Annotated in this window: 16 protein-coding genes and 1 pseudogene; 6 read left to right on the plus strand and 11 right to left on the minus strand. The window is 64.5% G+C overall.

Translation table 11 applies throughout. The annotated features are described in order from the left end of the window. A pseudogene (locus EOA16_RS33410) lies at window positions 1-191 on the plus strand (ISAs1 family transposase); the annotation flags it as partial. Between the two features lie 121 nt (window positions 192-312). Here the strand turns inward: EOA16_RS33410 and EOA16_RS29865 are convergent. Then, on the minus strand, window positions 313-1,365 hold the full coding sequence (locus EOA16_RS29865; protein WP_127261349.1) for a TadE/TadG family type IV pilus assembly protein: 1,053 nt from the start codon (window positions 1,363-1,365) through the stop codon (window positions 313-315). 259 nt (window positions 1,366-1,624) lie between these two features. Between EOA16_RS29865 and lepA the strand changes: the two genes are divergently transcribed. Continuing rightward, the gene (lepA, locus tag EOA16_RS29870) at window positions 1,625-3,430 is read left to right on the plus strand and encodes a translation elongation factor 4 (RefSeq protein ID WP_127261350.1); all 1,806 of its coding nucleotides are present in this window, start codon (window positions 1,625-1,627) and stop codon (window positions 3,428-3,430) included. Between the two features lie 112 nt (window positions 3,431-3,542). Here the strand turns inward: lepA and EOA16_RS29875 are convergent, their stop codons facing one another. Beyond that, on the minus strand, window positions 3,543-4,610 hold the full coding sequence (locus EOA16_RS29875) for a cyclic nucleotide-gated potassium channel (protein ID WP_127261351.1): 1,068 nt from the start codon (window positions 4,608-4,610) through the stop codon (window positions 3,543-3,545). A 233-nt stretch (window positions 4,611-4,843) separates the two neighbouring features. Here EOA16_RS29875 and EOA16_RS29880 point away from each other — a divergent pair, with 233 nt between their 5' ends. Beyond that, window positions 4,844-5,128, plus strand: a complete 285-nt coding sequence (locus tag EOA16_RS29880) for a hypothetical protein (protein ID WP_245456060.1) — start codon at window positions 4,844-4,846, stop codon at window positions 5,126-5,128. An 895-nt stretch (window positions 5,129-6,023) separates the two neighbouring features. Here EOA16_RS29880 and EOA16_RS29890 read toward each other — a convergent pair. The 9 genes from EOA16_RS29890 to EOA16_RS29940 form a co-directional block, all read right to left on the minus strand. Then, a complete protein-coding gene (locus tag EOA16_RS29890) occupies window positions 6,024-7,664 on the minus strand; it encodes an ABC transporter substrate-binding protein (protein ID WP_127261353.1) in 1,641 nt (546 codons plus the stop codon). A gap of 343 nt (window positions 7,665-8,007) precedes the next feature. Continuing rightward, on the minus strand, window positions 8,008-8,985 hold the full coding sequence (locus tag EOA16_RS29895) for an alpha/beta hydrolase (protein WP_164754430.1): 978 nt from the start codon (window positions 8,983-8,985) through the stop codon (window positions 8,008-8,010). Beyond that, window positions 8,982-9,662 carry an isochorismatase family protein gene (locus EOA16_RS29900; protein ID WP_127261354.1) on the minus strand — a complete coding sequence of 227 codons (681 nt, stop codon included), beginning with the start codon at window positions 9,660-9,662 and terminating at the stop codon, window positions 8,982-8,984. The genes EOA16_RS29895 and EOA16_RS29900 overlap by 4 nt, the downstream gene beginning before the upstream one ends. A 260-nt stretch (window positions 9,663-9,922) precedes the next feature. Continuing rightward, window positions 9,923-11,227, minus strand: coding sequence for a Xaa-Pro peptidase family protein (locus EOA16_RS29910; RefSeq protein WP_127261355.1), 1,305 nt, complete (start codon window positions 11,225-11,227; stop codon window positions 9,923-9,925). A 154-nt stretch (window positions 11,228-11,381) separates the two neighbouring features. Continuing rightward, window positions 11,382-12,353: a GlxA family transcriptional regulator gene (locus tag EOA16_RS29915; protein WP_127261356.1), complete on the minus strand. Its 972-nt coding sequence runs from the start codon at window positions 12,351-12,353 to the stop codon at window positions 11,382-11,384. A gap of 221 nt (window positions 12,354-12,574) precedes the next feature. Next, window positions 12,575-13,756 carry a PLP-dependent aspartate aminotransferase family protein gene (locus tag EOA16_RS29920; RefSeq protein ID WP_127261357.1) on the minus strand — a complete coding sequence of 394 codons (1,182 nt, stop codon included), beginning with the start codon at window positions 13,754-13,756 and terminating at the stop codon, window positions 12,575-12,577. Continuing rightward, the gene (locus tag EOA16_RS29925) at window positions 13,753-15,174 is read right to left on the minus strand and encodes a pyridoxal-phosphate dependent enzyme (protein ID WP_127261358.1); all 1,422 of its coding nucleotides are present in this window, start codon (window positions 15,172-15,174) and stop codon (window positions 13,753-13,755) included. The genes EOA16_RS29920 and EOA16_RS29925 overlap by 4 nt, the downstream gene beginning before the upstream one ends. A gap of 351 nt (window positions 15,175-15,525) precedes the next feature. Beyond that, window positions 15,526-16,860, minus strand: a complete 1,335-nt coding sequence (locus tag EOA16_RS29935; RefSeq protein WP_127261359.1) for an FAD/NAD(P)-binding protein — start codon at window positions 16,858-16,860, stop codon at window positions 15,526-15,528. 31 nt (window positions 16,861-16,891) lie between these two features. Further along, window positions 16,892-17,395 (minus strand): Rrf2 family transcriptional regulator, encoded by a 504-nt coding sequence (locus EOA16_RS29940; RefSeq protein ID WP_127261360.1) that lies wholly within the window; start codon window positions 17,393-17,395, stop codon window positions 16,892-16,894. Between the two features lie 827 nt (window positions 17,396-18,222). Here EOA16_RS29940 and tauA point away from each other — a divergent pair. From tauA to EOA16_RS29960, 3 genes are all read left to right on the plus strand, one after another. Further along, complete coding sequence (tauA, locus tag EOA16_RS29950) at window positions 18,223-19,236, plus strand: taurine ABC transporter substrate-binding protein (RefSeq protein WP_127261393.1); 1,014 nt, start codon at window positions 18,223-18,225, stop codon at window positions 19,234-19,236. Window positions 19,237-19,341: 105 nt separating this feature from the next. After that, entirely contained in the window at window positions 19,342-20,151 is an 810-nt protein-coding gene (locus EOA16_RS29955) for a taurine ABC transporter ATP-binding protein (protein ID WP_127261361.1), read from the plus strand. After that, on the plus strand, window positions 20,148-21,008 hold the full coding sequence (locus EOA16_RS29960) for an ABC transporter permease subunit (protein WP_127261362.1): 861 nt from the start codon (window positions 20,148-20,150) through the stop codon (window positions 21,006-21,008). The genes EOA16_RS29955 and EOA16_RS29960 overlap by 4 nt, the downstream gene beginning before the upstream one ends. Window positions 21,009-21,010 lie beyond the last annotated feature (2 nt).

A 21,010-nucleotide genomic window follows, 5' to 3' on the forward strand; every position in this document is an offset into this window, starting at 1 on the left:
TTGATGTCGTCTTCCATGAAGATGAGGCCCGCACCCGAAAGGACAACGCCCCACAAAACCTGGCTATCATCCGAAGGCTTGCGCAAAACATCTTGGCTGCCCATCCGCTCGACAAACCAATCGCAAGCAAAATGCGAAGGGCAAACTGGAGCAAAGACTTCTTCCATGACCTCTTTACTCATATGCGATAGCCCTGCCCGCAAGGGGGAGATCGACTCTCATCATCGCTTTTCGCCAATCATCGGCTTCGCAAAAGGAGCGCGGCCGCCGAAGCAGCCGATCTCCCCCCTCGTGGGGGGAGATTGGCAGCGTCTACTGCGTCAGCCGCGTGTTGTTCGGCCGCTTGTTGAAGTCGCACTTGCCCGCCACGTTGTAGAAAAAGTCGGCGTTGCCGACAGGCGCCGGAACCGAGTTGCCGCCGTCTTCCCAGGCCTGGTAGCCTGTCGAGCCACAAGGCACGAGGCCAAAGATGTCAACGATCTTGCCGGTCGCCATTTCGGCCGGGGGGATGTCCGCGCTTGTCGAGCTATAGAGCCGGTTGGACGTGGCCGGATCGTTCGAATAGAGGTTTTTCGGGTTGCCCGATGGCACGTTCATCTGCAGATAGAGGCCAGCCATCTGGCTGACGTCGATTGCCGCACCGGCGGTGTTGGCAGAAGTCATCGTGTCCACACAGTAATAGGACGTGCCAAACTTGTCGGTGTTGAGCGTCACCCCGTTGGGCGGGTTTTTGCCGACCTTGCAGACCTGCGTCTGGGCCACCGTGGAGACGCCCAAACTGTCTATCTTGCTGACCGTGGTGGTGCCGTAACCTTTGGGATCCGTGCCGCCGCCGTATTTGTAATCGATCGTCATCAGCGGCTTGCCCTGCGCCGCACCGAACATCGTGCCGTAGAGCGTCATTGTCTTGTTCCAGTAGCCCGACACGCCGGTGACCTTGAAGGTCGCCTCCACCAGGGCCGGCGCCTTGTTCACCGCCGACGTGACGCCGATCGCCACCGTCGGGATCCTGGCGATCTGCATGAACACGGTCGGCATGGCGAAGCTGGCCGAGGCCTGCGCGGTGGCGGTGCCGTTGGCGCTGACGTCGAAGCTGTTCAGGGTCGCTGTGCCCTGTCCGCCGTTTTCTCTGTAGGTATCCTGGAGCAGCACCTGGCGCTGCGGTTTCGTCGAGGCCGTATCCATCGTGGTGATGGACAGGATCGCGGCGTCGAGTGCCGACTGCTCGGTCGACCTAGTCTGGACCGCGGAGGTGTAGTCGACGGAAAAGCCGATCGCGGTGATCAGCGGAATCATGGCGAGAACAAGTATCGGTGCGAACGAGCCGCTCCGCGACTTGATAAAACTGCCTGCAAGCCCCCGCATGCCTTCGTCCTTATAAGAGATATTTCCCCCCGCTAACATGCCGATCACAAATTATGCTCTAACGCGCATGGTTAAAATTTATCGATTTTTCGAGGAAACCGGGGGAAAGAGCGACAAGCGCCCGCACCGCTTGCCCCCGGCAGCCGCCCGCTCTGCTTCCCGGCAACGGCTGTACGGCTTGCCAGGCAACGGGCCGCCCCACATGTGCGGCGGCAGCCTGCCGCTTGCTCGGGCAAGCCACCCCTGCTAAACGCGCGCCATGAGCACGCCCCTCGACCACATCCGCAATTTCTCCATCGTCGCCCATATCGACCATGGCAAATCCACGCTTGCCGACAGGCTGATCCAGCTGACCGGCGGGCTGGAGCTGCGCGACATGAAGGAGCAGGTGCTGGACTCGATGGACATCGAGCGCGAGCGCGGCATCACCATCAAGGCGCAGACGGTGCGGCTGAAGTACCACGCCAACAATGGCGAGGACTATATCCTCAACCTGATCGACACGCCCGGACACGTCGACTTCGCCTATGAAGTGTCGCGCTCGCTCGCCGCCTGCGAGGGTTCGCTGCTGGTGGTCGACGCGAGCCAGGGCGTCGAAGCGCAGACGCTGGCCAATGTCTATCAGGCCATCGACAACAACCACGAGATCGTCGTGGTGCTGAACAAGGTCGACCTGCCAGCGGCCGAGCCCGAGCGCATCCGCGAGCAGGTCGAGGAGGTGATCGGCATCGACGCTTCCAACGCCGTGCTGATCTCGGCCAAGACCGGGCTTGGCATTCCCGACGTGCTCGAAGCCATCGTCCACCAATTGCCGCCGCCGCGCGAAGGCGACGCGACCGCGCCCCTGAAGGCAATGCTGGTCGACAGCTGGTACGACGCCTATCTCGGCGTCATCGTGCTGGTGCGCATCATCGACGGCGTGCTGAAAAAGGGCCAGACCATCCGCATGATGGGCACCGGCGCCAAATATCTGGTCGAGCGCACCGGCGTGTTCACGCCGGCCCGCATCAATGTCGACGAGCTCGGCCCCGGCGAGTTCGGCTTCTTCACCGGCTCGATCAAGGAAGTGGCCGACACCCGCGTCGGCGACACCATCACCGAGGACAAGCGCGCCACCGCCAAGGCGCTGCCCGGCTTCAAGCCGGCGCAGCCGGTGGTGTTCTGCGGCCTGTTCCCGGTCGACGCCGCCGATTTCGAGGATCTGCGCGCCGCGGTCGGCAAGCTGCGCCTCAACGACGCCAGCTTCTCCTTTGAAATGGAAACAAGTGCTGCGCTCGGCTTCGGCTATCGCTGCGGCTTCCTTGGCCTGTTGCATCTCGAAATCATCCAGGAGCGGCTGGAGCGCGAGTTCAACCTCGACCTGATCGCCACGGCACCATCAGTCGTCTACCGGCTGGCTCTGACCGACGGCTCGATGAAGGAATTGCACAACCCGGCCGACATGCCCGACGTGGTCAAGATCTCGGCCATCGAGGAGCCGTGGATCCGCGCCACCATTTTGACGCCGGACGATTATCTCGGCGGCATATTGAAACTCTGCCAGGACCGGCGCGGCATCCAGTTCGACCTGTCCTATGTCGGCAAGCGCGCCATGCTGATCTATGACCTGCCACTCAACGAAGTCGTGTTCGATTTCTACGACCGGCTGAAGTCGATCTCCAAGGGCTACGCCTCCTTCGACTACCACCTCACCGACTATCGGGAAGGCGACCTCGTCAAGATGTCGATCCTGGTCAATGAGGAGCCGGTCGACGCGCTATCCATGCTGGTGCACCGCACGGCGGCGGAAAAGCGCGGCCGGCAGATGTGCGAGAAGCTGAAGGAGCTGATCCCGAACCACCTGTTCAAGATCCCGATCCAGGCCGCCATCGGCGGCAAGGTCATCGCCCGCGAGACCATCTCGGCGCTGCGCAAGGACGTGACCGCCAAATGCTACGGTGGCGACGTCTCGCGCAAACGCAAGCTGCTGGACAAGCAGAAAGAGGGCAAGAAGCGGATGCGGCAATTCGGGAAGGTCGATATCCCGCAGGAGGCGTTTATCCAGGCGCTGAAGATGGGGGACTAAGCGGTCCGGCCTTTGGCCGGACGCATCAACCCGGTGGGTCGATGCGAGCGCAAGCCCGGGTGGGAGCTGCCGCGGGCTGCCGGCCCCCGCTAGTGCGGCGAGCTGCGCGGGCTCAAGCCATCGGCGCCGCGCCGCGCCGCTCTAGCGCGGTCTGGCGGATGATTTCCGCGATCTCCGGGCTGCTGCTGCACAGCATCTGGAAATCCGCCGCGTGCAGCGACAGAAGGGAGACCGCCGTCGCGGCGTTGACGGTCGCCGAACGCGGTTCGCCGCTGATCAGCGCCATCTCGCCGAAGAAAGCGCCAGGGCCAAGCTCCACCGGGTTCGGCGTCGCGACGCTGACCCGCCCCTCCACGACGAAGAACATCCGATCCCCGGTCTCGCCACTGCGGCAGATCACGGCGCCCGCCGGCAAATTACGAGGTCTTAGCGCGCGCACGATCTCGACCAGCACGGCCGGGCCGAGCTTCTGAAACAACGGCACGCCGGCGACCAATTGCCAATTGCGGACGAAATCCTCACGACGGATTTCCTGATAGAAGCCGGAGGCAAGAATGCCGGCCCAGAGCGCGAAGATGCCGATGCCAGTCATCATGACCGCCCCGGCAAGGACGCGGCCGGCGAAGGTTTGCGGGATGTCGTCGCCATAGCCGGTGGTGGACAGCGTGACCACCGCCCACCACATTGCCTCGGGGATGCTGCCGAACTTTTCCGGTTGGATGTCGCGCTCGATGACATAGGCGGCGAGTGCGACACCGAACAGAACGACGCCGAAGAGCGTGGTGACGCCGATCAGGTTGCGCGCTTCGTTGGCCAGCACCCTGCCCAGCACCGGGAAGAAGGTCGAGTCGCGCAGCGGTTTCAGCAGCCAGACACCACAGTAGAGGCTCCAGTCGGGTGTGCCGTCGAGCAGAAATGCGGCGAGTGGAACCAAAACCGCGAGCACGTCGATGGCGATTGCCGGCGTCCTGTCCCGAAGGTCTCCCGCCCAGTGCTTGAGCAGCGTCGCGGCCATCTGCAGAAGATAGGCGCCCCAAATGACCGCGAGCAGGGCGATCAGAGCCAGTCTGCTTCGTCCAGACAGGTTCGGTGTCGTGAGCGCAGCCACCGCCAGAAGCCCAGGCGCAGCCAGCACCGCGTTGAGCGGCGCGTAAATTCTCAGGAAAGGCAGTACCGACATTCCATGCCCACGAGCCGCTACTATCCGCCAAAATAGGCTGCCTTCAAGGCAAGCGTAAAGGTGCTTGCTGCGATGCGCCGATATCGGTTTTCGGGCAAGGCCGACTTTGTCGATTGCGGGCGCTGCGGACCGCTCTCTCGACAGTCTCTGCCTTCACGCGCTTGTCGATTTCGGGCTGACACTGGAGCCGCGTCGGGAAGTCAAACAGGTGAGAGCGCCTCGGCAATGACTACGTGGCGGCCGGGTTCCTGACCTTCCTCGCCGGCGAAAGCCTGCTGCTATCAGGCAATGCGGCGGGGCTCGAGGCCAGCGTGCCCTCCTATGTCGGCGCCATCTCGTTGTGGGCGGCGGCACTCATCCTGATCAGCGCGCCGAACACGTTCGCGCTTTGGATGCAGCTCACCGCATTCGTTGCCGCCGCGCTGTTCTTCGTCTCGGTGGGCATGATGCTGTGGGGCGCGCCTTGCTGCCGACCTCGTCGCCACTGCCTGCCGCCGGTTACCCGTTCCTGGTGCTGACTTTCGCCGGCTGGATGTGGACGCTGCTGAAGCCGGTGAGCCGGTCGCCGGATTGAACATCGCGCGAATACCCCGCGTCATTGAGCCTCCGGCCATTGGGGGAACCTCCATGAAGAAAACCTATCAAATGACGCAGCGGGAGGATCGGTTCGAATCCGTACAGACCGTCCTGCCCCGATTGATCGCGGGGCGCCCGGACGCTAGTTAGAACATGCGGCGGTCCTTTTTTAGGTCGCCAGTGGCCGGCGCGGGCTCAGGCAACTGCCTCACCGGCATTCGCGCCGGCCATTCCGTTGGGCGGCGAATGCCGGGCCCCCGCGTCAGAGCAGCGAACCGCTCGACACCGCTTTCCGCTTCACTCGCCCCATGTTCGCCGCTGTCGAAATCCGCAACAGCGGGTCGCTGGCGCCGCCCCTCATCTGGCTGCCGCCATCTTCTCCCCGTGGAACGGGGAGAAGGGCGCTGTCATCCGCGATTTCGCTGATCACCAACGTTGCAAGAAGAGCGTCGGCGTTGCGGCCAGCCTCTTTCTCCCCGTTTACGGCAGGGCAATCGCATATGGCGGCGCCAGCCCCCACTCCGGCCGCTTCGCGGCCACCTCTCCCCCATGTCCATGGGAGAGGAAACCCAAGCCTTTCAAGGCCGCGACCTTGGAGGTAAGCATTTCCTCTCCCCCACGAATGTGGGGGTAGAGGTGGCTCGGCGAAGCCGAGACGGAGTGGGGGGAGCGCCATATGCGATTGCCCTACCGGTTACGGGGAGAAATGCCCGGCAGGGCGATGAGGGGCGACGCCAGCTTCGGTAGCGATCCGCCCCGGCCCTTCGCATGGCTCAGGGCGTTCGAAGCTCGAAAAGCCAAGCAATTGGCTTTTCGTCCGCTTGAGCGGACCGCTTCTCACCCCTCGATCCAGACCTTCTCGAAATGCTGCTCCAGCGCCTGGTGCTGTTCGCAGCCTTCGACGCCTTTGCGATACGTCCGGTAGACCGAGCGCCAGTAGGGCTGGATGATGATGCCGCTATCGCGCAGATTCTGCTCGATCTTGGCCATAATCTCCTTGCGTGCCTTGGCGTCCGGCGTCGCCAGTGCCTTGTCGAGCAACGTGTCGAACTCGGGATTGGCGTAGGCGCTTTCGTTCCAGGCGGCGCCGGATTTATACGCCAGCGCCAGCACCTGGACGCCGAGCGGGCGGCCGAGCCATTCGGTGCAGGAGAAGGGGTATTTGCTCCAGTCGTTCCAGAAGGTGGCGGCGGGCAGCACCGTGCGCTTGATCTTGAGGCCGGCCTCGCGCATCTGCGCGCCGATGGCGTCGCCGGTGCTCTTTTGCCATTCGACATCGACGGAGATGAGCTCGAACTCGTGCTCGGCCTTGCCGGCTTCCGCGAGCAGCTTCTTCGACTGCTCGACGTCGCGCTTTGCCGGGCCGATATCGGCATATTCGGGGTGCATGGGGCCGACATGGTGGTTGTAGGCGGGCTTGCCGCGGCCGCCGAGGCCGAGCGCCAGCACGGCGGAATTGTCGACGGCGAGCTGGGCGGCGCGGCGCACCTTGACGTCGTCATAGGGCGCGTTGGCGACATTGAAGCGGGCAACGATGGTCGAGCCGGTGGCGATCTCGGAGTTCATTAGCCCCATCGTCTCGGTCTGCGAGACGGCATCGGAGGCGGTCTCGTGGTCGGTGTCGATCTCACCGGATTCGAAGGCCGACAGCATGGCGTTGGGGTCGGAGCCGTAATCGACCCATTTGATGCCGTCGAGATGGAATTCGCCTTTCCACCAGGGCTTGTCCCTGCGCTTCACCTCGGCGCCGGTCTCGGCATCCCAGCTTACCAGCTCGCAGGGGCCGGTGGTGATGGCAAGCGCCTTCATCGGATCGCCGTCGCCCTCATAGGAGCGGTGCATGATCAGCGCCGGATAGTCGGCCATGCCGGCGATCAGCGAGATGTCGGGCTTGGGCAGATTGAGCTTGATGGTGAAGTCGTCGACCTTGGCTATGCCGCCATCGATGACCTTCTTGGTGTCGGCATTGACCAGCGCGCCCATGCGGGCGGCGACCGAATTGCCGGGCACCGAGGCGTCGCACCAGCGGGTGAGGTTGTGGATGACATCGTCGGCGTTGAAGGCATCGCCGTTCGACCAGGAAATGCCTTTGCGCACATGCAGGGTCAGCGTCCTGGCATCGTCGCTGGCCTCCCAGCTTTCGAGCAGCCAGGGCTCGAACGAGAAGTCGGTGTTCCAGCGCACCAGATATTCGTTGCAGTGGCGGGCGACGTTGGACATTTCGACGCCGTCGAAGGTGCGCGGGTCCTTGAAACCCTTGACGTTCATGGCGACGCGCAGGACGCCGCCTTTTTTTGGCTCGGCCGCACGGGCAGGGGTGGCGCCGAGCCCGCCCAGCGCCAGCGCGCCGGCGGCGCTGACGCCGAGCCCGGCCATCAAGGCGAGATATTCGCGGCGGTTGATGCCGCCGGTCCTGAAGTCGTCGGCGACGGGTTTGGCTTGCGGGTGCAGTTTGCGGTCGGTCAGCATGAATTTCATCGTCGTTCCCCGTTGTTGGGCGCCCCGGCCGATCGCTTTTCGCGGGGGAGGATGCGATCGCCAGGACGCCATTGCCTTGGCCGATGATAGAGCGGGGTGACGCTGGGGAGTGTTCGGTTTTCCGCAGTGATTGTGCGGTGCTCCGCAGGAGGTACAGCCGATCTCCCCCCGCGTGGGGGAGATGTCCGGCAGGACAGAGGGGGGCGCTGTCCTGCCGCCCTCTCAGCCAACTGCTTATGTATCAAGAGACTTCGGGCGCTCCAAAGAAGAAAGGTTGGCGATCCTTCGCGCCCCCCTCTGCCCTGCCGGGCATCTCTCCCACGAGGGGGCAGTTCGACCGGCCTCAGTAAGGCCACTCACCCCTACCCAGCGCGCCGACCGCACCGACAATCCGCGCAAACGCTTCCGCCGCGGCCGGCACCGTAGCCCGCGCGCGCAGGAAGCTGTGCACCAACCTCGGCTCTTCGTGCCACCAGGCCTTGCCGCCGGCGGAAACAATACGGTCGCGATAGGTTTCGCCATCCGACGACAGCGGGTCGCACTCGGCCGTGACGATGACCGTTGGTGGCAGGCCGGAGAAGTCGGTGTCGCGCAAAGGCGAGAAGGTCGGATCGTCCTGCGATTGCCGCTTGGCCGCGCGGACATCGCGGTAGAAGGCGACGTCGTGCAGCGACAGAAGCGGTGCTTCGCCGTGCTCGACATAGGAGCCGGCGCGCTCGTTGCCGCCCAATTGGGGGCTCCCGAGGTCGGGATAGATCAGCACCTGGCCGATGGCGGCCCTGATATGGCGGCGCGTCGCCTGCGCTACGGCCGCCGCGAGATTGCCGCCGGCGCTTTCGCCGCACAGCACGAGCGGCAGGCCTGTAGTGGCGGCTGCCCATTCGAAGGCGGCGACTGCATCGTCGAAGGCGGCGGGATGAAGATGCTCCGGCGCCAGGCGGTAGTCGACCGACAGCACGTCGAAGCCGGTGCCGGCGCAGAGCTCGGCGCTGATGTCGTCATGGCTGTCGAGCCCGCCGAGGATGAAGCCGCCGCCGTGGTAGTAAACCACCATCGCCTTCGCTGCGTTGCCGGCGAGCCGGTAGCGGCGGATCGGGATGTCGCGGCCGGGGGCGGCGATCAGGCCATCGCTGGCCTTCACGCCGGGCGGGCGGCCTTGGTGGAAGGCGCGGCTCATCCTGTCATAGACGGCGCGCTGCTTGTCGATCGGCAGGCCGAGGATTTCGGGCGGATACCAGGTGTTGACCGCGTCGATATAGGCCCACAGCGCCGGGTCGAGCCTCGTTTCGTATTTGCCGCGCGTCATGCTTTCGGCAGTCATAGATCGGCGTAAAGCGCGGCCGCGTTGTCGAAGCTGAAGCGCAGCGGCACCGAGCCTTCGACCTGCCAGGCGGAGATGGTTTCGCCGGCCAGCAGCCGGCAGGCGCCCTCGGTGTCGGTGACGGCACCGCCATAGAGCCGGTTGGCGAGGTTAAGGATACCGGTCTGGTGCATGGCCGCACTACCGCTGCCGCAGGCATCCTTGACCAGCAGCACGCGAAAGCCTTTCGCCACCGCGTCCTTAACCGTGGCGTCGATGCAGGCCTCGGTCCAGACGCCTGATACGACCAGCCATTCGATGCCGGCCGACTTGATGTCGCGGGCCGCCGGACCGGTGCGGAAGGCGCTGGCCTCGGCCTTGATCAGCAGCACCTCGCCATTCGCCGGCGCCACCTCATGGCAGATCTCGGTCAGCGGATCGCTCTTGTCGGAGAAAGCCGACTTGCCGTCCTCACCGACCGGGTGGAACGGCCGGTCCTGTTTGTCGAGGTCGACGATGTAGGCCCAGTGGTAGAGCGGCACATGGTTCTGCCGCGCCGCCGCCTGCAGCCGCTGGACGTTGGCGAGGACGCTGCCGAAGCCCTCGACGAGGTAACGCGGGTCCTGCCGGTGCTCTTCCTGCAGGTCGATGAAGATTGCAGCCACGGTGCCGGGTTTGATGGCGATGGGGGTTTTCATGTGAATGCGCCTTGGTCATGCACGGGCGAAGCAGCTCCTTGCATAGGTCTGCGGGACAGCACCCCCCCTCTGCCCTGCCGGGCATCTCCCCCTCAAGGGGGGAGATTGGCTGTCACGAATGCTTTCGCCGATCGCCAGAGTTGCAGGAAAAAGCGCTGCCCCCAAAGCTGCCGATCTCCCCCCTTGAGGGGGAGATGTCCGGCAGGATAGAGGGGGGTGCGAAGGAATGAGGCGCTCGTTATAAGCGGTGGATACCGGAATCAAACCTGCGTCTCCAGAAACTCGTCCTCATAGGGAAAACGCGACAAAAGTTCGGTGCCGGTGTCGGTGATCAGGATCTCGTCCTCCAGCTTGACGCCCTCGCGGCCGCCCTTTTCGCCGATATAGCTTTCGACGCTCACCACCATGCCTGGCACGATATGGCCGTCGCGGCCATAGGTCTCGTAGTCCATGGAATGCGCGATGAACGGCGTTTCGCCATGCATGCCGACGCCGTGCATGACCGAGGTGTAGCGCTGGTCGACGAAGCGGTCGGGGATTTTCCAGGCCTTTTCGGCAATCTCGCGAAAAGCCATGCCCGGTTTGACGATGGAAATATTGTGCTGAACCTGGTCGTGCGCCATGCGGTAGAGCGACTTCTGGTAGGGGGTCGGCTTGCCCGGCCCGCAGCGGAAGGTGCGCGAGAAATCGGAATAGTAGCCGTAGCAGCCGATCGTGTCGGTATCGAGCGCCAGCAGTTCGCCCGGCCGGATCTTGCGACCGCTGGCCTCGTTGAACCATGGATTGGTGCGCTGGCCGGAGGTGAGCAGCCGGGTCTCGATGAACTCGCCGCCCTGGCGGATGACCTCGCCATACATGATGGCGAACAGGTCGTTTTCGGAGACGCCGGGCTTGATCGCCTCGCGCACGGCGTAGACGGCGGCCTCGGCGCCGGCCATCGACACCTGCAGGCATTTGACTTCCTCGGGCGTCTTGACGGCGCGCACCGCTAAAATCTCGCCCTGGCAATCGCGGACCTCGCAGCCACGTTTTTCGAGCGCCAGCGCCTGCAGATGGCTGCAGCGGTCGAGGCCGAGCTTCATCGAGCCGCCGCCATGCTGCTTGAGCAATTCGGCGATCTCGTCGGCGAAGGGGCCGGCGGTTTCGTCGTCGCGGCCGGACACCGAGGACCAGACCAGCTTGGACGGACGCGCCTCGTCGATCGTGTCGAGCACCATCGAGACGTGGTAGCTCTGCGGGTATTCGAACAGCACGATCGGCCCGTCGGTCGGGATAAAGAAATAGCGGGTCGAGTTGCGCAAGAAATAGCCGAACATGTTGCGCGAGCCTGTGGCGTAGCGCTGGTTGTAGGGATCGAACAGCACGACGCCGCCATAGTCGGCCTCGCGCATCCAGCCGCGCAGCTTGGCCAGCCGGCCCTTGCGCAGCGCGTCAGCGTCGATGAAGGATGGCTCGGTATCGGACAGCCACATGCCGCCGGCCGGATCGGCCGCGGCGGGATGGCGCATGCGGTCCTTGAAGTCCACATCCTCGGTGCTGTCGGGGTCGAAAACGACGATGCTCATGGGCCTGGCCTTGGGTGGGTTGCAAGGTTTTAGCATGGTGCAGAAGGAGCGGAATGATTGTGCGGAAAACCGCAGGTGTTGTGCGGGATGCCGCTGAAGGCCAATGGAACGCCGGCAGGACAGCACCCCCCTCTGTCCCGCCGGCATGGGTTACCTAATGCCTTCTCGCCAACTTCGGCGGATGGCCGTGCTCCTCGCGAAACGCCCGGGCAAAACTCGACATCGAGGCAAAGCCGCAGGCCAGCGCCACGTCGCGCACCATCAGTGTCGAATGCGCGAGCAGGTCGGCGGCGCGCCGCAGCCGCAGCCGCCGGTAATAACCATTCGGCGAAATGCCGAGTTCTGTGCGGAAATTGCGCTCCAGTTTGTCGGAGGACACGCCTAGCTTCGCGGTCAGCTCGGCCATGCCGAGCCGCTCCTCCACCGCGTCCTCCATGATGGCGATGGCCGACAGCACCAGCTCGTTCTGCACGCCGGTGCGCAGCCGCAGCGGCATCATCTTGCGGTCGATGCTGGAGCGCAGCTGGCTGTGCACGAACCATTCGGCGACGCCGGCGGCAAGCTCGGCGCCGTAGTCGCGGGTGATGATCTCCAGCATCATGTCGAGGCTGCCGACGCCGCCGGCAGAGGTGAAGCGCTTGCGGTCGATGACATAGAGGTCGCGCCTGAGCTCGATGTTGGGGAAAGCCTCGGTGAAGGCCGCCTGGCTGGTCCAGTGCAAGGTGCAGGCATGGCCGTCGAGCAGGCCGGCCCGCGCCAGGAAGAACGCGGCATCCGCCACCGCGCCGATATGGGCGCCGTTGCGCAGGCTCTTGCGGATCCAGCTTGCGGCATCCTCGGCGACGAGGTGATCGGCATCGCCGCCGGAGCAGACGACGATGCGGTCGACCTTCGGCGCGTCCTCCGCGTAAAAACCCGGCTGGATGACGACGCCGTTCGAGGCCTCGACCGCACCTTTCGTGCCGCCGACGATAATCCAGCGATAGCATTCCCGCTTCGCCAAGACATTGGCGGCGCGCAGAGGCTCGATAACCGAGCTGAACGCCATCATCGGAAAGCCGGGGAACACCAGCACCGCGAAGGTGAGGGGCGTTTCCGTGGGCTTTGATGGTTCGCGCGTGGCCATGGGGCGCTACACTTCGGGCAGTTGGGGTGCGGGGTCAATCGGGTCGTGATGATCGATAATCACGAGACGTCAGCGCTGCCCCTCACCTGCCTGCCGGCATCCTCTCCCCGTAAACGGGGCGAGGGACGCTGTCATCGCCGCTTTCGCCAATCGCGATTAGCTTCTTTCTCCCCGTTTACGGGGAGAAATGCCCGGCAGGGCAAACCTCGAAACGTCGGTCGCTATCCCCCCAGCGCCTGATCCAGATCCGCGATCAGATCATCGCCATCCTCGATGCCTGCCGACAGCCGCACCAGCGAATCCGATATGCCGATCTCGGCCCGCTTCTCCGCCGGAATGGACCCATGCGTCATCAGCGCGGGATGCTCGATCAGGCTCTCCACACCGCCGAGGCTTTCGGCGAGCGTGAACAATTGCGTGCGTTCGAGGAACTTTTTCGTACCGGCTAGATCGCGGTCGAGCACGGCTGTGATCATGCCGCCGAAGGCATGCATCTGCTGGACGGCGACGGCGTGCTGCAGGTGGCTGGCGAGGCCGGGATAGATGACGCGGCGGATGTCGCGGCGCGCTTCCAGCCACTGCGCGATTTTCAGACCGTTGGCGGAGTGCCGCTCCATCCTGAGCGCCAGCGTCTTCAGCCCGCGCAGCGCCAGAAAGCTGTCGAACGGACCCGAAATGGCGCCGATGGCGTTCTGCAGGAACTTCAGCTGGGTGGCGAGATCCTTGTTGTCGCCGACGACCGCCACGCCGCCGACCATGTCGGAATGGCCGTTGAGATATTTGGTCGTCGAGTGGACGACGATGTCGATGCCGAGCTCCAGCGGCCGCTGGATATAGGGGCTGCAAAAGGTGTTGTCGGCGACCGACAAAATGCCCTTGCGTTTGGCAAGTGCGGCGACGCCTTCGAGGTCGACGATGCGCAGCAGCGGGTTGGTCGGCGTCTCGACCCAGAGCATTTTCGTCTCGGGCCGGATCGCCGCCTCGACGGCGGCGAGGTCGGTGAAGTCGACGAACGAGACCTGCAGATTGGCCGAGCGTTTGCGCACCCGCTCCATCAGCCGGAAGGAGCCGCCATAGATGTCGTCGGTGGCGACGATATGGGCGCCGGAATCGAGCAGTTCGAGCACCGTGGCGATCGAGGCAAGGCCGGAGGCGAAGGCAAAGGCAGCCGAGCCGCTTTCGAGATCGGCCACGGCACGCTCGAAGGCAAAGCGCGTCGGGTTCTGGCTGCGGGCATATTCAAAACCCTTGTGCACGCCAGGCGACTGCTGGGCAAAGGTCGAGGTGGCATAGATCGGCACCATCACCGCGCCGGTCAGCGGGTCGTGGCTCTGGCCGCCATGGATGGTGCGCGTCGAGAAAGCCAGACGGTTTTTTCCGGCTGGCGGAGTATTGCTGGTCATCGTGCGCGCCTCAGATGGTTGATCAGGTCGATGCGGGTAATCAGGCCGACGAATTCGTCGCCGTCGAAGATGATGGCGACCTCGTTGCGGTCGAAGACCGGCAGCAGTGCATCCAGCGTCTGGCTGGCCTGCAGGGTGTGCAGATTCGAGGTCATCGCCGTGCGCACCGGGCCGTTGAAACGCTCCCAGCGGCCGTCATAGGGGCCGTCGACATGAGCAAGAATATCGCTTTCGTCAACGATGCCGACGAGCTTGCCATTGTCGAGCACCGGCAGCTGCGAGACATCGGAACGGCGCATGCGGCCATAGGCGTTGAGCAGGCTTTCGTCCGGGCCGACGTAGACGGTGTCGCCGGTGCGGTGCGAACGCATCACCAGATCGCGCAGATCGCCATGCTGTTCGTGCTCGGCCAGTCCCTGCTCGGCCAGCCAGAAATCGTCGAACACTTTCGACAGGTACTTGTTGCCGCTGTCGCAGACGAAGGTGACGACGCGCTTGGGCACCGTCTGCTCGCGGCAATAGCGCAGGGCGGCGGACAGCAGCGTGCCCGAGGATGAGCCGGCGAGGATACCTTCCTTCGACAAGAGGTCACGCACCGCCAGCATGCTCTGCTTGTCGGGGATGGAATAGGCCTTCTTGACCAGCGACAGATCGGCATTGGGCGGCACGAAATCCTCGCCGATGCCTTCCACCGTCCAGCTGCCGGCCTCTTCCATCTTGCCGGTCTTGATCAGCGGCGCCAGCACAGAGCCGACGGGATCGGCCAGCACCATTTCGGTCTTCGGCGACACTTTCGCGAAGTAGCGGCCAAGCCCGGTCAGCGTGCCTCCCGAGCCGACGCCAACGACCACCGCGTCGACGTCACCGTCGAGCTGCGAAAAGATCTCCGGGCCGGTGGTGGTTTCATGCGCCAGCGGATTGGCCGGATTGGCGAACTGGTTGGCATAGAAGGCGCCGGGCGTTTCCGCCGCGATCTTCTCGGCCATGTCCTGGTAATATTCGGCATGGCCCTTGCCGACATCGGAGCGCGTCATGCGCACCTCGGCGCCGAGCGCGCGCAGATGCTGGATCTTTTCGCGCGACATCTTGTCGGGCACGACCAGCACGATGCGGTAGCCCTTGGGGATGCCGACCTGGGCAAGGCCGAGGCCGGTGTTGCCGGCGGTCGCCTCGACAATGGTGCCGCCACGCCTGAGCTTGCCCTCCCGCTCGGCGGCGGCGATCATCGACAGCGCGATGCGGTCCTTGATCGAGCCGCCCGGATTCTGGCTTTCGAGCTTGATGAACAGCCGGCATTTGCCGGTATCGAACTTGGTCAGCTCGACCACCGGCGTCTGGCCGATCAGGTCGAGAACCGACGCATAGGGCGGACGCAGGCGGGACAACTCGTCGGCCGCGGCGATCTCGTGCTCGCTCATATCGATGCTCCATGACCAAGCGACCGCCCAGCCTCAGCATCTCGTGGGGGCAGAGCGGCAGCGTATCCTCTTTTCCAGCCCTTTGCAGTCGGAAAGAAGATAGATCGTGCCAATCAACCGGCCAGATGCGGAATGAAATTCCGGGTTGTGGCATGGTTAGTGGGGCACGCCCCCCTCTGGCCTGCCGGCCATCTCCCCCTCAGGTGGGGAGATTGGACGTGATGACCGCCTTCGCCAATCTCTACCGTCAGCAAGAGACCACCGGAGCCGAAGCTGCCAATCTCCCCCCTTGAGGGGGAGATGTCCGGCAGGACAGAGGGGGGCGCCGTAGAGCGCCGACCAACGAAGACCCTACCCCAGCAGCTGCTTGCTCAGCCTGGCACACTGCACGCGGATATCGGGGATGGCGTCGATCTCGAAGAAGGTGCCGCGGGTCAGCGGGCCGACGGCGAGGATCTTGGCCGAGACGGTTCCGTCGCCGGCGATGATCTCGCATTTGGCCGATACGTCGAGGCCGATGCGCAGCGGATCCGGCCTTGCCAGGCCGCGGTCGACCAGCGAGCGCACAACGCTGTTCGACGAGGTCGAGATGTCCCTGACGATGCCAGAGCAATCGTAGATGCGGGCGACCTCGAAAGTCTCGAGGCGCTGCGTGTGGCGCGACTGGACCTGGACGGTGAATTCGCCATTACGCGCGATGTCGACGACGCGGCCGGCGACCAGGCGGATGCGGCCGGACCGCACGGCTTCGGTGACGCGGGCGTAGACCTCGGGCGCCATGCGATGGCGGTGGATGTCCCACCAGGCCTTGGTGTGCTCGACGAAGCGGCGCTTGGCGGAAGCCGGCCAGTTCTGCCAGATCTTCTGGTTGAACGGCCGCAGGCCGTCGACGACGTCGCGCCAGTCGATGCCGGCCTTCTGGTTTTCCTTGATCAGGTCGCGGAACCAGCCGACGAAATAGGAGAGCTGCGTGCCGAGCGGAATATCGGCGACGTCGAGCTTGATCGGATTGCCCTTGCGATGCGGCGAGGGCAGCAGGCCGCGCCGCGACACAGCTATGATGTCGCCGCGATGGCCGCGCTGTTCCAGCGCCAGGAAGGCATCGACCATGCTGAGGCCGGTGCCCAGCACCATGACGCCGGCGTCGGGGGGAAGTGCTGTGTCGGCTTCCGATCCCATCCTGATGGCATGGCCTTGCGCCGGCTCCTCGTCGTGGCCGGTGGCCAGCACGGCGAGATGCGCAACGACGCTGGTGCCGTTGGCCAGCGCCACTTCGACACCGGATGCGGTGGGCGTGATCGAGAGGCTTTCCTCGCGGATCAGCCGAAGCCGCCCGGTCTGCTTTTCGCGCGCCTGCAGCTCGTCGAGCAACTCGCCGAGGTAACGGGCATAGATGCTGCGCGGTGCATAGAAGGGCGCCTGCTCGGGCGTTGCCAGGCCGCGTTCCTGCAGCCAGCGCCAGAAATTGCCGGGATCGTCGGCATAGGCGCTCATGCCGGCGGCGCTGACATTCAAGACATGCGCCGACAGCAGCGTCGAATAGGCGATGCCCTGGCCGAAATGCGGGCGCCTTTCAATCAGCGTGACGCGCAGGTCCGGATTGGGCGACTTCAGGAGATGCGCGGCCAGCACGACGCCACTGGCGCCGCCGCCGACAATGATGATGGAGTTGGCACGCCCGGTCATAGGCCCGCCTTCGCGGTGCGCAGCGCCAGCGTCAGGCCTGGACCTTCACCGCGACCGGCAGATCGCCGATGTCCCTCGCAACCGGCAGGTCGTCGATGGCCCTCGCGACCGGAAGGTCGTCCAGCGCAATATCGCGCATTTCGGCGAGGCTGCGCTGATCGAGCACCTCGGCGATCGCCTGCCGGACCTCGAGCATCAGATGTCGGACTTGGCATGTCGCCTCGTTGCAATCTTCACAGCGCTGGTACTGGGTGCGGCTGGCGCAAGGAATCGGCGCCAGCGGACCGTCGAGGACGCGCACGACATGGCCGACCTTGATCTCGTCGGCGGGGCGCGCCAGGCGATAGCCGCCATCCTTGCCCTTGCGGCTCTGGACGAAGCCGGCATTGCGCAACTCGCCCAGGATGGCGTCGAGAAATTTCTTCGGGATGTTGTTGCCGGTGGCGACGTCGTTGACGAAGGCGAGTTGTCCGGCCGGCAATCGCGCGAGGTGGACAAGCGCTTTGAGGCCGTACTTCCCTTTTTTCGTGAGCATGAGATCAAAATTTCTCTGTCATGCGACGGCACGGAACCATCGATTGCAAAACGCCTGGCGTGCGTTGCCGCCGCGTCCGAGCCCGCATGACACATAAATTCTAGTGACATGATCTACAAGCCGAGAACTGTTGATTTTGCTTCGTTTTCAAGCCGCTGTAGCCATTTTGATCGGCCTTTGTGCCCTAGAGAACACAGAAATGCGCTTTGACGGCCGAGACGCACCAGCGATCGTCGCGATAGGCTGCCTGCACATCGTCGCCTCCAGTTCTCAATGTCCATAAGATTACTATACTTACCCGCGTTCACAGGGAATGGGTTTTTAAATGCCTGGCGAGATGCAGCAGGAATTTCTCATATGGATGGCGGAGCGGGAATTTCTTGTTTTGCGCGCCGAGCCTAGAGGATACCGGGAAAGACGCGACGGCCCGAACGTCTCATTCCTTGGCGCCCCCCTCTGTCCTGCCGGACATCTCCCCCACGAGGGGGGAGATCGGATGTCGCGACGGCCTTCGCCAATTGTCAACGCAGGAGAAAAAAGCGCGGGAGCCGACGCCGCCAATCTCCCCCCGTGTGGGGGAGATGTCCGGCAGGACAGAGGGGGGCGCCAAGGAACACGGCTTTTGCGCCCATTGCGAAACCTTGGCGGACGCTGTGCATCAGTGGACCGGCGGCGAGGCGGCAGCCGCCCTATCCGCCCTGGCAGCCAACCACCGGTGGCTTTTTCTAACAAGCTCGCCTTCCTTGGAAGGATTTAACTCTACAAGAGTGATAGAATTAGCTGACTATCATGGGGCATTCCGATTTTTCTCTTTTCAGGAGCCCTTCATGTCCACCGTTTCGCGACGCATTGTTCTGCTCTCATCGGCGGCACTTGCCGGTGCGGCCTTCCTCGGCCCGGCCCTTGCCGACGACCTCAAGATAACCATCGGCTACCAGACGGTGGTCGAGCCTTCGAAAGTGCCGCAGGCCGACGGCGCCTATGAAAAGGCGACGAAGGCCACCATCGACTGGCGCAAATTCGATTCCGGCGCCGATGTCATCGCCGCGGTCGCTTCCGGTTCGGTCGATATCGGCTATGTCGGCTCGAGCCCGCTGGCGGCGGCGGCGAGCCGCGAGTTGCCGATCCAGACCATCTTCATCGTCGGCCTGATCGGCGAATCCGAGGCGCTGGTGGCGCGCAACGGCGCCGGCATCGAGAAAATCGCCGACCTTGCCGGCAAGAAGGTCGCGGTGCCGTTCGTCTCGACGACACATTACAGCCTGCTCGCGGCACTGAAGCATGAGGGCGTCGATCCGAAGTCGGTCGAGATCCTCAATCTCAGGCCACCCGAAATCGCGGCGGCCTTTTCGCGCGGCGACATCGATGCGGCTTACGTCTGGGATCCGGCGCTCGGCCAGATCAAGACGACCGGCAAGGTCGTGCTGGATTCCTCCCAGGTCGCCGCCTGGGGGGCGCCGACCTTCGACGCCTGGATCGTGCGCACCGACTTCGCCGAAAAGAACCCTGAGGCAGTACGCGACTTCGTCAAGGTGACCGGCGAATCCTATGCGCAATTCCTGGCCAAGCCCGACGCCTGGTCGGTATCGTCCCCGCAGGCGGCCGCGATCGCCAAGCTCACCGGCGCCAAGCTGGAGGAGGTGCCGCAGCTGCTCAAGGGCTATGTCTTCCCGACGCTCGAAGAGCAGGCCTCCGACAAATTCCTTGGCGGCGCCACGGTCAAGGCGGTCGAAGCGACATCCGCCTTCCTCAAGGAGGAAGGCAAGATCGACGCCGTGCTGCCGGACTATTCGAAATACGTGTCGTCGAAATATGTCACCGAGGCGCTGGCCTCGAACTAGACGCATGAAGGCCCGCGCGCTTCTTCGCTGACGCCGCGTGCTGACTGCCCCGGAACCGCTGACGAGGGCCGGGGCAGTCGGATTTCAACGAACCGCGAGGCATCCATGCCGCATCTCGTACTGGACCTCCATCTCGTACTGGACCCCCATCTCGTACTGGACAAGGTCTCGATCCACTATGACGGCCAGGCGGAGCCTGCCGTCGAGCGGGTGTCGATCGATGTCGCCAAGGGCGATTTCGTCGTGCTGGTGGGCCGTTCCGGTTGCGGCAAGACCTCGCTGCTCAACGTCGCCGCCGGCCTTGTCGCGCCGGCGCGCGGTACGGCTTCCATCAACGGCAAGCCGATCACCGCGCCGGGCTCGGACCGGGCGGTGGTGTTCCAGAACGATGCTTTGTTCCCATGGCTGACGGCGCGCGAAAACGTTGCCTTCGCGCTGAGGCTGCGCGGTGTCAGGCCAGCCGAGCGGGCGCGGCGCGCCGATGAGCTCCTGGCGCTGGTGAAGCTCACCGACGCCGGCGACAAGCGCATCTGGGAGCTTTCCGGCGGCATGCGCCAGCGTGTCGGCCTGGCCCGGGCGCTCGCCGCCGAACCCGAATTCCTGCTGCTCGACGAGCCGCTCGGCGCTCTCGATGCGCTGACGCGCGAGCGCATGCAGACGACGTTGCTCGATTTGTGGACGGCAAGCGATGTCGGCGTGCTGATGGTGACGCACGGCATCGAGGAGGCGCTGGTGCTCGCTACCCGCATCGTCGTGCTGGCGCCTGGCCCGGGCCGCGTGGTGCGGAGCTTCGAGCCCGGCTTCTCCAGGCGCTACGCATCGGGCGAGGCCATCCGCACCATCAAGGCCGATCCGGCCTTCGCCGCGGCGCGCGGCGAATTGACCGACGCGATCTTCGAAGGAGAGGCGGCATGACCGTTACCTCCTACACCGAGCGGCCGGGACATAAGATCGACGAGGCTGACGGCCTGTCGGTGCCGTGGTCGCGGCCCAGCCCGAAACGCAAAGGCGTTTCCGCGCGCGCGGTCAGCGTGGTGACCATCCTGGTGGTGCTGGCGCTGTGGGCGCTGTCGGCCCGCCTGCAACTGGTGTCGCCAGTGTTCCTGCCCTCGCCGGTTGCGGTGTGGAACAAGTTCATCACCGTCGCCCGCGACGGCTTTGTCGATGCGACGCTGCTGCAGCATGCGGTCGCCAGCCTGGGCCGGGTTTTCGCCGCGCTGGTCGCCGCCATCCTCATCGGCGTGCCGGTTGGGCTCGCCATCGGCATCAGCACGATCGGGCGCGGCATCTTCGATCCGCTGCTGGAGTTCCTGCGGCCGATCCCGCCGCTCGCCTACCTGCCGCTGGTCATCATCTGGTTCGGCATCGGCGAGCCGTCGAAGATCCTGGTGATCGCCATCGCCATGCTGGCGCCGGTGGCATTGTCGACCGCGTCCGGCGTTCGCGGCGTCTCGCAGGAACGCATCAATGCGGCACGCTCACTGGGTGCTACTCAGCGCCAAGTGGTCCGCCATGTGATCCTTCCCAGCGCACTGCCGGCGATCCTGACCGGCCTGCGCATCGCGCTCGGCGCCGGCTGGTCGACGCTGGTCGCCGCCGAACTGGTCGCGGCGACGCGCGGGCTTGGTTTCATGATCCAGTCGGCCGCCCAGTTCCTCGTCACCGACGTGGTGGTGATGGGCATATTGGTGATCGCGGCCATCGCCTTCGTGCTGGAATTCACCCTCCGCAGGATCGAGCGCGTGCTCGTCCCGTGGGCGGGACGCGAATGATC

Origin of the sequence: Mesorhizobium sp. M7A.F.Ca.US.008.03.1.1, from assembly GCF_003997495.1 — a bacterium.
Lineage (GTDB): Bacteria > Pseudomonadota > Alphaproteobacteria > Rhizobiales > Rhizobiaceae > Mesorhizobium.